General features: G+C 72.9%; 10 protein-coding genes. 6 read left to right on the top strand and 4 right to left on the bottom strand.

Annotation, left to right across the window (positions count from 1 at the left end; all coding sequences use genetic code 11):
* Positions 1–5: 5 nt before the first annotated feature.
* From IE108_RS26110 to IE108_RS26095, 4 genes are all read left to right on the top strand, one after another.
* Positions 6–908, top strand: coding sequence for a carbohydrate ABC transporter permease (locus IE108_RS26110; RefSeq protein WP_064730966.1), 903 nt, complete (start codon positions 6–8; stop codon positions 906–908).
* The gene (locus tag IE108_RS26105; RefSeq protein ID WP_064730967.1) at positions 905–1816 is read left to right on the top strand and encodes a carbohydrate ABC transporter permease; all 912 of its coding nucleotides are present in this window, start codon (positions 905–907) and stop codon (positions 1814–1816) included. Before IE108_RS26110 ends, IE108_RS26105 begins: the two co-directional genes overlap by 4 nt.
* Before the next feature lie 31 nt (positions 1817–1847).
* Complete coding sequence (locus tag IE108_RS26100; RefSeq protein ID WP_107420337.1) at positions 1848–3134, top strand: glycoside hydrolase 5 family protein; 1287 nt, start codon at positions 1848–1850, stop codon at positions 3132–3134.
* A gap of 113 nt (positions 3135–3247) precedes the next feature.
* Positions 3248–6271, top strand: coding sequence for an alpha-mannosidase (locus IE108_RS26095; RefSeq protein WP_064730969.1), 3024 nt, complete (start codon positions 3248–3250; stop codon positions 6269–6271).
* Positions 6272–6316: 45 nt separating this feature from the next.
* Here IE108_RS26095 and IE108_RS26090 read toward each other — a convergent pair whose 3' ends face one another.
* Positions 6317–7738, bottom strand: coding sequence for a lipase maturation factor family protein (locus IE108_RS26090; RefSeq protein WP_064730970.1), 1422 nt, complete (start codon positions 7736–7738; stop codon positions 6317–6319).
* Positions 7739–7831: 93 nt separating this feature from the next.
* Here IE108_RS26090 and IE108_RS26085 point away from each other — a divergent pair, with 93 nt between their 5' ends.
* Positions 7832–9922: a SpoIIE family protein phosphatase gene (locus tag IE108_RS26085; RefSeq protein ID WP_064730971.1), complete on the top strand. Its 2091-nt coding sequence runs from the start codon at positions 7832–7834 to the stop codon at positions 9920–9922.
* 41 nt (positions 9923–9963) lie between these two features.
* Positions 9964–10827: an Fpg/Nei family DNA glycosylase gene (locus tag IE108_RS26080; protein ID WP_064730972.1), complete on the top strand. Its 864-nt coding sequence runs from the start codon at positions 9964–9966 to the stop codon at positions 10825–10827.
* A gap of 4 nt (positions 10828–10831) precedes the next feature.
* Here the strand turns inward: IE108_RS26080 and IE108_RS26075 are convergent, their stop codons facing one another.
* The 3 genes from IE108_RS26075 to IE108_RS26065 all read right to left on the bottom strand — a co-directional run bounded on the left by IE108_RS26075 (position 10832) and on the right by IE108_RS26065 (position 12864).
* A complete protein-coding gene (locus IE108_RS26075) occupies positions 10832–11482 on the bottom strand; it encodes a zf-HC2 domain-containing protein (protein ID WP_064730973.1) in 651 nt (216 codons plus the stop codon).
* A 170-nt stretch (positions 11483–11652) separates the two neighbouring features.
* Positions 11653–12168: a hypothetical protein gene (locus tag IE108_RS26070; RefSeq protein WP_064730974.1), complete on the bottom strand. Its 516-nt coding sequence runs from the start codon at positions 12166–12168 to the stop codon at positions 11653–11655.
* Between the two features lie 141 nt (positions 12169–12309).
* Positions 12310–12864 carry a sigma-70 family RNA polymerase sigma factor gene (locus IE108_RS26065; protein ID WP_064732066.1) on the bottom strand — a complete coding sequence of 185 codons (555 nt, stop codon included), beginning with the start codon at positions 12862–12864 and terminating at the stop codon, positions 12310–12312.
* Between the last annotated feature and the right edge of the window lie 177 nt (positions 12865–13041).

The following is a 13041-nucleotide window of genomic DNA, read 5'->3' as shown; positions in this document are numbered from 1 at the left end:
CCCACATGGCGAGCCCCACCGTCCCCGGCGCCCGGCGCGTACGGCGCCAACTGCCCTCCAGCCCCTGGCTGTTCGCGGCCCCCGGGCTGCTGATCACCGGCGCGTTCATCCTCTACCCGTTCGTCTCCACTCTGGTCAACTCCTTCACCGACCGCCGGACCCTGGTCCCGGGCGAGTACGTGGGCCTCGACAACTTCCGCGAGCTGCTGCACGACGACATGTTCTGGACCGGCCTGCGCAACAGCACCCTGTACGTCCTCGGGGTCGTCCCCGCGCTCGTCCTGCTGCCGCTGCTGCTCGCCCTGCTCGTGCAGAAGAACATCCCCGGCATCACCTTCTTCCGCTCCGCCTTCTATACCCCGGTCGTCGCCTCGATCGTCGTCGTCGGGCTCATCTGGGTCTGGCTCCTGGACGAGCGCGGCCTGGTCAACTCGCTGCTGGAGACACTCGGCGCGAGTCCCGTCGGCTTCCTCAGCGACCAGTGGCTGATCCTGCTCAGCGCCATGACCGTCACGGTCTGGAAGGGCCTCGGCTACTACATGATCATTTACCTGGCGGCGCTCGCCAACGTCCCGCGCGAGCTGCACGAGGCCGCCGCCGTGGACGGCGCGGGCGCGGTCCGCCGCTTCCTCACGGTCACCGTGCCCGCCGTGCGCTCCACCATGGTGCTGGTCGCGGCCCTGTCCTCGGTCGCCGCCTTCAAGGTCTTCTCCGAGGTCTACCTGATGGCGGGCCCCAGCGGCGGCCCGGCCGGTGAGGACACCACCCTCGTCATGCTGGTCCAGCGCACCGGCACCGGCCTGACCGGCCGCGTCGGCTACGCCTCCGCCATCTCCGTCGTCGTCTTCGTCGTCACCGTCGCCCTGATGCTGCTCGTCCTGCGCGCCGACCGGAAGGAGGAGTCGTGAGCGTCCTGGAGAAGACTCCGCCCACCGCCCAGCCGCGGCCCGCCCCGGCCCGCGAACCCCGGATCACCGACGAGCACGGCCGCCGCGTACGCGTCTGGGAACTCGCCCTGCGCTACCTGCTCCTGCTCGGCGTCCTCGCCCTGACCATCGGCCCGTTCCTGTGGCAGCTGTCGACCTCGCTGAAGGGCCCCACCGAGGACATCTTCAGCTCGCCGCCGAAGTTCCTGCCCTCCGACCCCACCCTGCACAACTACGAGCGGGTCGCCGACACCATCCCCGTCTGGGACTACGCCCTCAACTCGCTGAAGGTCGCCGCCGCCAACGTCGTGACCAACTGCGTGGGCGCCGCCCTCGCCGGCTACGCCCTGGCCCGGCTGCGCTACCGCGGCCGGCGCGTCGCCACCCTGGTGTTCATCCTCGCCATGCTCGTGCCGGTGGAGGGCATCATCATCGCCCAGTTCACCACCATGCGGGAGCTGGGCCTGAACAACACCCTGGTCGGCGTGGTGCTGCCCGGCTGTGTCAGCGCCCTGAACGTGCTGCTCATGCGCAACGCCTTCCTCAACCTCCCCTACGAGATCGAGGAGGCCGCCTACGTCGACGGCGCCAACGTGTGGCAGCGGTTCTGCCGGATCGCGCTGCCCTCGGTCAAGGGCACCCTCGCGGTCGTGGCGATCTTCGCCTTCATGGGCGCCTGGGACGACTTCCTGTGGCCGCTGATCGTACTGAGCGACCCGTCCAAGTTCACCCTGACCATCGGGCTCAACTACCTGCACGGCACCTTCGCCAACGACGAACGCCTCGTCGCCGCCGGCACGATCATCGCCGTGGCTCCGCTCATCGCCCTCTTCGCCTGCCTCCAGCGGTACTTCTTCCGCGGCGTCGGCGAGGGCGCGGTCAAGGGCTGATCCACGCACATCTTCCCCACAAGGACACCGCATGCCTCCTGCCGTGCGCTTCGGCGTCAACTACACCCCGAGTGAAGGGTGGTTCCACCACTGGCTCGACTTCGACCTGGACTCGGTGCGCGCCGACCTGGACTCGATCGCCGCGCTCGGCGTGGACCACGTCCGCGTCTTCCCGCTCTGGCCGTACTTCCAGCCCAACCGCTCGCTGATCCGCGAGCGCGCCGTCGGGCACCTGGTCGAGCTGGTCGACGCCGCCGGGGAACGCGGACTCGACGTCAACGTGGACGGCCTCCAGGGCCACCTCAGCAGCTTCGACTACGTACCGGCCTGGACCCGCACCTGGCACCGCCGCAACCTCTTCACGGACCCCGACGTCCTCGACGGCCAGGCCGCCTACCTGCGCACCCTCGCCGCCGCCCTGGCCGGCCGGCCGAACTTCCTCGGCATGACCCTCGGCAACGAGGTCAACCAGTTCTCCGCCGGCCCCCACCCCGACCCGGACCGCGCCACCAGCGACCAGATCGACGCCTGGCTGGAGCGGATGCTGACCGCCTGCGAGGAGGGCGCCCCCGGCAGGACGCACCTGCACGCCGAGTACGACGCCACCTGGTACCAGGACGACCAGCCCTTCACCCCGGCCCAGGCCGCCCGGCTCGGCGCCCTGACCGCCGTTCACTCCTGGGTGTTCAACGGCACCGCCCAGCGCCACGGCCGCACCTCCGTGCCCAGCGAGCACCACGCCGCCTACCTGATCGAGCTGAGCAAGGCGTGGGCCGACGACCCGCACCGCCCGGTCTGGCTCCAGGAGGTCGGCGCCCCCGCACCCCTCGTCCCCGCCGAGCACGCCGCCGCCTTCACCGAGGCCACCGTCGCCAACGCCCTTGACTGCCCCGGCCTGTGGGGCGTCACCTGGTGGTGCTCGCACGACGTGTCCCGGAAGCTCGCCGACTTCCCCGAGCTGGAGTACGGCCTCGGGCTGCTCACCAACGACCGCCGGCCCAAGGACACGGCCCGCGTCCTGGCCCGCGCGGCGCTCGCCGCCCGCCAGGGGGACCGCCGCGCCCCCGCCCCGCGCACCACCGCCCTCGTCGTCCCCTCCGATCCGGCGGCGCGCTCCGCCTGTGCTCCCGGCGGCCCTGTCTTCGACGCCTTCTTCCACCTGGTCGCCGACGGAGCCCGCCCCACCACCGTCCTCGACAGCCGCGCCGCCGACCCCGCGCACCTCGCCGCCCGCGGCATCACCGAGGTGGTCGCCCCGGAGCAGGCGCCGGCCGCCCCGCCCGGATCCCGCACCGCCCGGGAAGGCAGCCGCTCGTGATCCCCGAACGGTTCGGAGCACCCGGGGCGGGGGAGCTGTACACCACGCCCGAGCCCGTCACCGACACCTGGTAACCCCGCCCGCACCCGCACCCTCAACCAGGAGCACCCCGCATGCATGACGACCGCAACCTGGTCGAAGCCCGCCTCAAGCGCGTCCTCGACGAGCGCGTCCGCCCCGCCCTCTACCCCGAGTCCGTCCCCCTGGACGTGGCGGTGTGGAACGCGCCCGGCGAGCCCGTCCCGGTCGAGGAGGGACTCGCCGCCGAACCCGAGCCCATCGAGGCCGGCGCCCGCTGGGGCGCGCCCTGGGGCACCAGCTGGTTCCGCGTCACCGGCACCGTCCCGAAGGAGTGGGCCGGGAAGACCGTCGAGGCGATCCTCGACCTCGGCTTCGACGAGAACATGCCCGGCTTCCAGTGCGAGGGCCTGGTCTACCGGCCCGACGGCACCCCCGTGAAGGGCCTCAACCCGCGCAACCAGTGGGTGCGGATCGGCGCACCCGTGGCGGGCGGCGAGGAGGTCCGCCTGCACGTCGAGGCCGCCTCCAACCCCGTCATCCTCGACTACCACCCCTTCGTGCCCACGCACCTCGGCGACCAGGACACCGCGGGCAGCGAACCGCAGTACCGGCTGGCCCGCATGGACCTCGCCGTCCTCGACGAGACGGTGTGGAACCTGGTGCTCGACCTGGAGGTCGTGGGGGAGCTGATGGCCGAGCTGCCGGTGGACTCGCCGCGCCGCTGGGAGATCCTGCGCGCCGTCGACGCGGCGCTGGACGCCATCGACCTCCAGGACGTGGGCGGCACCGCGCAGGCCGCGCGTTCCCGCCTCACGGAGGTGCTGTCCGCGCCCGCCGTGCCGTCCGCGCACCGCATCAGCGCCGTCGGCCACGCGCACATCGACTCCGCGTGGCTGTGGCCGCTGCGCGAGACCGTGCGCAAGGTCGCCCGCACCACCTCCAACATGACCGCCCTCCTGGAGGACGAGCCGGACTTCGTCTTCGCCATGTCGCAGGCCCAGCAGTGGGCGTGGGTGCGCGACCACCGGCCCGAGGTCTGGGCCCGGGTCAAGAAGGCGGTCGCCGACGGCCGGTTCGTGCCGGCCGGCGGCATGTGGGTGGAGTCGGACACCAACATGCCGGGCTCCGAGGCGATGGCCCGGCAGTTCGTGCACGGCAAGCGGTTCTTCCTCGACGAGTTCGGCGTCGAGAACGACGAGGCGTGGCTGCCCGACACCTTCGGCTTCGCGGCCGGACTCCCGCAGATCATCAAGGCGGCGGGCGCCAAGTACCTGCTGACCCAGAAGATCTCCTGGTCGCAGACGAACAAGTTCCCGCACCACACCTTCCGCTGGGAGGGCATCGACGGCACCCGGATCTTCACGCACTTCCCGCCCGTCGACACCTACAACTGCTCCATGAAGGGCAGCGAGATCGCGCACGCGGCCCGCAACTTCAAGGACAAGGGCGTCGCGCGGCACTCCCTCGCCCCGACCGGCTGGGGCGACGGCGGCGGCGGCACCACCCGCGAGATGATCGCCAAGGCGGCCCGCCTGCGCGACCTCGAAGGCTCGGCGACGGTCACCTGGGAGACCCCGCGGGCGTTCTTCGAGAAGGCCGAGGCGGAGAACCCGCAGCCGCCCGTCTGGGTCGGCGAGCTGTACCTGGAGCTGCACCGCGCCACCCTCACCAGCCAGGCCAAGACCAAGCAGGGCAACCGGCGCAGCGAGCACCTCCTGCGCGAGGCCGAGCTGTGGGCGGCGACCGCGGCCGTACGGGCCGGCTTCCCCTACCCGTACGACGACCTGGACCGCATCTGGAAGACGGTGCTGCTCCACCAGTTCCACGACATCCTGCCCGGCTCCTCCATCGCCTGGGTGCACCGCGAGGCCCGCGCCACCTACGACCGCGTGGCCGCCGAGCTGAACGGCATCGTCGACGCCGCCCAGCGCGCCCTGGCCGGCGAGGGCGACACCCCGCTGGTCTTCAACGCCGCCCCGCACACCCGGGCCGGTGTACGGGCCGGCGCCGCCGCGGCACCCGCCACCGACGGCCGCACCGAGGTCACCCCACGCGCCGGCGGCGGACACGTCCTGGACAACGGCCTGCTCCGGGTGGAGATCGACGGCCGGGGCCTGGTGGTGTCGGCGTACGACATCGCCGCCGACCGCGAGACCATCGCGCCCGGCGCCGCGGGCAACCTGCTCCAGCTGCACCCGGACTTCCCCAACATGTGGGACGCCTGGGACGTCGACGAGTTCTACCGCAACACCGTCACCGACCTCACCGACGCCGACGAGGTCGTCGCCGCCGACGACGGCGCCTCGGTGCGGGTCGTCCGCTCCTTCGGCTCCTCCCGCGTCACCCAGGTGCTGACCCTGGCGCCGGGGGAGCGCCGCCTGGAAGTGGACACCGAGGTCGACTGGCACGAGACGGAGAAGTTCCTCAAGCTGGCCTTCCCGGTCGACGTGCACGCCGAACGGTACGCGTCGGAGACCCAGTTCGGGCACTTCCACCGGCCCACCCACACCAACACCAGCTGGGAGGCGGCCAAGTTCGAGGCCTGCAACCACCGCTTCGTCCACCTGGCGGAGCCCGGGTGGGGCGTGGCCGTCGTCAACGACTCGACCTACGGCCACGACGTGACCCGCACCGTCCGCACCGAGGGCGACGCCGGTACGACCACCACCGTGCGGGTTTCCCTGCTGCGCGCCCCGCGCTTCCCGGACCCCGAGACCGACCAGGGCGTCCACCGCTTCCGGCACGCCCTGGTACCGGGCGCGGACATCGGCGACGCGGTGCGCGAGGGCTGGCGGATCAACCTGCCCGAGCGGCGGGTCACCGGCGCCGGGGAGGTCGCGCCGCTGGTGTCGGCCGACCGGGACGCGGTCGTCGTCACCGCCGTCAAGCTCGCCGACGACGGCAGCGGCGACGTCGTGGTCCGCTTCCACGAGGCGCACGGCGGCCGGGTCCTGGCCACCCTGACGGCCGGTTTCCCGGTCGCCGGGGTGGAGGTCACCGACCTGCTGGAGCGCCCGCTCGCCGAGGCGGAGGACGCCGTGGTGGCGGACGGCGACCGGATCGCCGTACGGCTGCGCCCGTTCCAGCTGATGACGCTGCGGCTGAAGCGCGCCTGACGCCCGGTGCGGGCCCGGTCCACCCCCGGGGCCGGGCCCGCACCGCTAACTTCGCTCGGACACCCCGGTCAGCCGCGTCGGCGGCAGGTACTCGCGCACGTACGTCCGCTCCCAGCACGCGCCCGTCTCCCGCAGCTCGCGCCAGGTCGTGTACCGGTAGCGGAACAGCCGGGCGCGCACGAAGCGGGGTGGCGCGCCGGGCGGGAACGGGGAGCGGCGCAGCAGCCTCAGGGTGGCCCGGTCGTCCTCCAGCAGCCGCTCCACGAAGGCGCCGAACCACGGCCCCGCGTACGAGGGCGACAGCGCCGCGAACCACATCAGCCAGTCCAGCCGCAGGTGGTACGGCGCGAACTGGCGCGGCCACCGGCGCGGGTCCCCGGGCTTGCCCCTGAACTCGTACTCCCGCCAGTCCGAGTCCTCCCGGGGCGTCTCGTCGGCCGTGCCCTCCACCACCACCTCGTAGCGGATCCGGCTCACGGTTCCGAAGGCGCCGTAGGTGTTGACCAGGTGCAGCGAGTCGAAGGAGCGGTTCATCACCTGGCGGCGGGAGATCATGTTGCGCACCGGACGGTGGCTGAGGAAGACCAGCAGCGCCGCCACCGCGAGGACCACGACCTCGTACCAGAGCGGCGCGGCCGCCGCCGACGGGGCGTCGCCGGGGTACCGCACCACCGACAGGGCCAGCACGACGGTGATCCAGTTCAGCCAGGAGAAGTTGCCGGACAGCACCAGCCACAGCTGGGTCGCGATCATCAGCGCGGCGGCCACCGTCGCGACGGGCTGCGGGGTGAAGAGCAGGAACGGCACCAGGAGCTGCGTGACGTGGTTCGCGGCCACCTCGACGCGGTGCAGGGGCCGGGGGAGGTGGTGGAAGAACCAGCTCAGCGGACCCGGCATCGGCTGGGTCTCGTGGTGGTGGTCGAGGCAGGTCAGCTTCCGCCAGCACGCGTCGCCGCGCATCTTGATCAGCCCGGCCCCGAACTCGACCCGGAACAGCAGCCAGCGCAGCAGGAACAGCACCACGACCGGGGGCGCCACCTCGTCGTTGCCGAGGAACACGGCGACGAAGCCCGTCTCCAGCAGCAGTGACTCCCAGCCGAACGAGTACCAGGTCTGCCCCACGTTGACGATCGACAGGTACAGGACCCACGGCACCAGCCACAGCAGCATCGCGCCCCACAGCGGCAGCAGTGAGTCCAGCCCCGCCACCAGCGCCGCGGAGACCGCGCACCCCGCCCAGGCGCAGCCCGCGAAGAGCCGGTCCGAGTAGCGCAGCTGGAACAGGCTCGGCGCCCGCCGGAACGGCACCCGCTCGACGAACCGGGACACGGGCAGCATGCCCCGCTCACCGATCAGCGCCCGGAACTGGAGGGCCGCCGTCAGGAAGGCGACCAGGTAGACCACGGCCAGCGCCCGCTGGAAGACCAGCCGGCTCAGCCAGTAGTCGGGTGCGGTGAACCACTCCACGGGGCGGGCTCCTCTCGTCCACGCTCCGTGTACCCCGCCGGGCCGGGGGAACAGGAGTCGAAGAATCGGACGAATCCTGGCAAGGTGGGGTCCATGGCCGATCGGGGAGCGAGCGCCCTGTCAGTCCCGGACGACTGGCCCGCACACCCGGACCCGATCCTGGCGCTCAACCGCATGGGCAGCTTCGACTGGGACCTGGACACGGGACTGTTCCACATGGACGCCCAGGCCCACGAGGTGTTCGACGTGCGCCCGGACGAGTTCGACGGGCGTCCGGAGTCGCTGGCGTCGCGCGTCCCCGCCGCGGAGGGCAGCCGCCTCGACGCCGTCGTGGCCCGGGCCATGAAGGACGGCAGCGAGAACTACGGGACGTACTTCCGCCTGCGCCGCCGCGACGGCACGCTGCGCTGGACCCGTACCCAGGGCTACATCCGCCGCGACGAGACCGGCCGCCCCCGCCGGATCATCGGCATCGTGCGGGACGCCACCCAGGAGATCGGCGACATGGACGCCGGCCGCGCGCAGGCCGAGCAGGACGAGGCCCGCCGCAGGCTCACCAACGTCGTCCAGCTCGCCACGGCGGCGCTGGCCCACGCCCGCACGGTGGACGAGGTCATCGAGGTCCTGCGGGACACCCACGGCCTCACCCGGCTCGGCGCCACCAGCCTGGTAATGGGCCTGGTCGAGGCCGGCCGGATCCGGCTGGTCGCCGACGGCCCCCAGAACGACTTCGTCCCCGGCACCCGGATCACCCGGATCGACGAGCCGTACCCGATGAGCGAGGCGGTACGGACCCTCAGCCCCCGCTTCATCGAGTCCCCGGAGGACTTCGCGGAGCGCTACCCCCTGCTGTGGAAGGAGATCACCCACCTCGACATCACCGCGGCCGCCTACCTGCCGCTGATCGCCCAGGGCCGCCCGATCGGGGCGTTCGGACTGCTCTACAGCGACCGGCGCGGCTTCTCCCCGGAGGACCGCAACGTGCTGGTCGCGCTCGGCAGCGGCATCGCGCAGAGCCTCCAGCGGGCCATGCTCTACGAGCAGGAGATGGACCTCGCCGAGGGCCTCCAGCAGGCCATGCTGCCGCGCACCATCCCCAGCGTCCCCGGCTGCGACGTGGCCGTCCGCTACCGCGCCGCCTCCATCGGCGGCGCCCTCGGACGGGACATCGGCGGCGACTGGTACGACCTGATCCCGCTGCCCGGCGGGCGGGTCGGCGCCGTCATCGGCGACGTGCAGGGCCACGACACGCACGCGGCCGCCGTCATGGGCCAGCTGCGCATCGTGCTGCGCGCCTACGCCGCCGAGGGCCACCCGCCGGCCACGGTGATGGCCCGGGCCTCCGTCTTCCTCCACGAACTGGACACCGACCGCTTCGCGACCTGCCTGTACGCCGAGGCCGACCTGGGCACCGGCGTGGTCCAGGTGGTGCGCGCCGGGCACCTCGACCCCCTGGTGCGGTACGGCGACGGCAGCTGCCGTCACGTGCCCGTCGAGGGCGGGCTGCCCCTCGGCCTGTCCGCCGAGTTCGGCCGCCTCGCCTACCCCGTCGCCACCTTCGAGCTGGACCCCGGCAACACCCTGGTGCTGTGCACCGACGGGCTGGTCGAGCAGCCCGGCGCCGACCTCGACGACGGGATGCACGTCCTGTCGGCCCTGATCACCGCCGGACCGCGGGACGTGCGCGACCTCGCCGACCGGCTCATCGACGTGGTCGACGAGCGCCGCGGCGACGACGACGTGGCCTTGCTCGTGCTGCGCCGCCACGGGCCCGGCGCGCCCCGCACCTTCGGCCGGGTCCAGCAGCACGTGTCCCCGGGCGACCCCGAGGGCCTGACGGAGGCCCGGCACATGATCCGCGCCGCGGTGCGGTCGTGGGGTGCCGGCGGCCAGAGCGACGAGATCGAACTGGTCGCCGACGAGCTGATGACGAACGCCCTGATGCACACCGAGGGCTCCGCGATCGTCACCCTGCGGCTGCTCACCGGCACCGACCGGCGGCTGCGGGTCGAGGTCGAGGACTCCTCCAGCGCCCTGCCGCGCCGCCGGGACGCCGGGGACGACGGGGTCTCGGGTCGGGGCCTGCTCCTGGTCGAGGCGCTGGCGGACGCGTGGGGCGTGGAGGCGCGCGGCGGCGGCAAGTGCGTGTGGTCCGAGTTCCTGGTCTCGCGCACGGCGGGCTGAGCCCCGATGGCGTTCCCGGACGCCGGTGGCACTCTTGACGTATGCCAGAACTGCCCGAGGTCGAGGCGCTCAGGGACTTCCTCACCGAGCACCTCGCCGGCCGCGAGATCGTCCGGGTGCTGCCGGTGGCGATCAGCGTCCTGAAGACGTACGACCCCCCGCCGACCGCCCTGGAGGGCCGGCCGGTCGCCGCGGTGCGCCGCTACGGCAAGTTCCTCGACATCGCGACCGACGGCGGCCCGCACCTGGTGACCCACCTGGCCCGCGCCGGGTGGCTGCACTGGAGGGACAGCCTGCCCAGCGGCATGCCGAGGCCGGGCAAGGGCCCGCTCGCACTGCGCGTCGCCCTGGAGACCGGGGCCGGCTTCGACCTGACGGAGGCCGGCACGCAGAAGCGGCTCGCGGTGTACGTCGTCGCCGACCCGCGGGACGTGCCGGGGGTGGCCCGGCTCGGCCCCGACCCGCTCGCCGACGACTTCGACGAGGCGCGCCTGGCCGGACTGCTCCGCGACGAGCGGCGGCAGCTGAAGGGCGCCCTGCGCGACCAGAGCCTGATCGCGGGCGTGGGCAACGCGTACAGCGACGAGATCCTGCACGCCGCGAAGATGTCGCCGTTCAAACTGGCGGCCTCGCTCACCGACGAGGAGACCGCGCGGCTGTACGCGGCCCTGCGGGGCACGCTCACCGAGGCCGTCGAACGCTCCCGCGGCATCGCGGCCGGGCGCCTGAAGGCCGAGAAGAAGAGCGGGCTGAGGGTACACGGCCGCGCCGGCGAGCCCTGCCCCGTGTGCGGCGACACCATCCGCGAGGTGTCGTTCAGCGACTCCGCGCTCCAGTACTGCCCGACCTGCCAGACCGGCGGCAAGCCCTTGGCCGACCGGAGGATGTCGCGGCTGCTGAAGTGACGGTTCAGCCGGCCGGCAGGGTCACCAGGTGCTCTCCGTGCGCGGTCCGCACCTCGTAGCGGGCGATCTGGTCGGGGTGCAGGGCGGCACCGCCCCGCATGGTGTTCGGCGCGTCGCCGTGCCCCGGGACGTTCCAGCTGGTGATCGTCTGCTCGGTGCCGTCGCGGCCGACGGCGACCAGCCGGCACGGCCGGGGCCCCGACCCGTCCTTGACCTCGAGGACGACATCGGTGCCCCAGGCCTCGTCCTCGGCGGTGATCCGCGCCCACACCCCGGACCGCTCGTCGGTCGCGCTGAGCGGCACCGCCCGCTCGCCCTGGCTCGCGTAGAGCACGGCGCCGGGCGCGGCCACGGCGCACACCACCGCGGCGGCCACGGCGTACAGCACCCGCCTGCGGCCGGCCCGGTGCCGGGCCGCCACCTCGGACAGCAGCCGGTCCAGGAGCCGCGGTCCGGGCCTGGTCAGGGGGTGGACGAGGCGTGGCGTCGCCCGGCGGTAGAGCATCAACTGGCGCGCCGCGGGGCCGAATTCGGTCACCTGGGTCGCGCACCGCGGGCACTCCATGAGGTGGTCCTCGAAGCGGAAGGCCTCCGCCTCGTCCAGCACGCCGAGCGCGTAGGCGCCGACGTCACGATGCCTTTCCAGGGACCTCATGCCGAATCCTCGTACCGTTGGGTGCGGGTGGGGTTACTCCTTGCTCCCACCCGTACGCACCGGACCGCCGAATCACTCAAGCCACGACACAATCGCAACCAAGGTGTTCGGAGCCGCTCCGGGCGCGGATTGGTCCGCTCCCGGAGAAGTTTCGCGAGGCGGCCGGACGGCTAGAACAGATGGATGGCGAGATGGCCGAGGGGCAGCCCCAACTGCCAGGCCGGGGTCCACACCTTGGGGCCCTCGTCCTCCCCGCCCGCCGCGGGGCCGCCGGGCACCGCGTTCAGGTCCGGGGCGAGGAGTTCGGTCTCCTGGAGCCACCGCCAGGCCGCGCGGGCGAGCTCCAGGTCGGGCGAGTACCGGCCCGCGGCGACCGCGTCGGCCGTGACCTCGTCCAGCCTCTCGCGCACCCACTCCTGCCAGGGCTGGTCGTAGGCGGTCAGGGACAGCCACGTCTCCAGGTGCGTGACGACCCGGATGCCGCTCAGCTCGTTCTCGGTGTCGGAGAGGAAGACCGTCAGCGCCAGCGCGTCGCGCCCGGCGCGGAACTCGAAGGACGTGGGCGGCATCAGGTCGCCGGTCCGCAGCAGTTCGTCGGCGATGTACTCGGCGTAGAACCACGCCATGGGGACGGTCGGTTCGCCCCCACCGGTGCCGCCCGTGCTCTCTTGCCCTCTGTGCAGCATCCCTTCCTGCCTTCCTCCGGTGCGTGCGCGTCGCCCGACCCGGGTCAAGGGCCCCCGTCCGGAACACGGATGAGGACAGCCGATTACCCAACCGGGGTCCCGGGCAAGGCGCTTTACGGAGGCTTGACCATTCGGCCGGTTTCACCGCAGGTCGGCGGCGTAACCCGGTAGCACCCTGCGCAGGGCGCGCAACGCGTAGTACGCGCGGGACTTCACGGTACCGGGCGGGATGCCGAGGGCCGTCGCGGCTTCCGCCACACTGGCCCCCTGGAAGTACACGAGCACCAGGACTTCACGGTGCTCCGGAGTGAGTGTCTTCACAGCCTCCCGCACGTCGAGGGCGGCGGCGGCCCGTTCGGCGTGATCGGCGCAGACCCGCGCGTTCTCCAGCACGGCGTCGCCGACCTCGGCCGGACGCGCCTGGCGGGCCCGGCGCGCGTCGATCGCGAGCCGCCGGGCCACGGTGAGCAGCCAGGGCCGTACGGAGTCGAAGTCCTCGGCGCGCAGGGCCTCGGGGTGCTGCCAGGCGCGGACCAGGGTCTCCTGGACCAGGTCCTCGGCGCGCTGCCGGTCGCCGTCGCTGAGCCGCAGCAGCAGCGCGAAGAGCGGCCGGCCGTGCTCGCGCTGCAGTGCGGCGAGCTCGTGCTCGGCGGTCGTCCCGTTCGTCCTGTCCGTCAGGGTGATTCCGGCCGTCATGGCCGTATGGCATCGCAGGGCGCCGCCGGGGGACAGGGCGCGCGCACGGGTGTGCGACGGACGGTCGATCGCGTCGACGAACGGTTCGACGAACGGTCGCGGCATCCGGCCGGACCGGCCCGCACACCCCGTTCGCGCACGCCGGACGGGCTAATGGGCGTGTCGGAGCCGCGTGGG

The sequence above is a fragment of the Streptomyces parvulus genome, from assembly GCF_014648855.1.
Classification (GTDB): Bacteria; Actinomycetota; Actinomycetes; order Streptomycetales; family Streptomycetaceae; genus Streptomyces; species Streptomyces parvulus.
The sequence above is the reverse complement of the archived record's forward strand: the minus strand, read 5'-3'. Positions and strand labels throughout refer to the sequence as shown.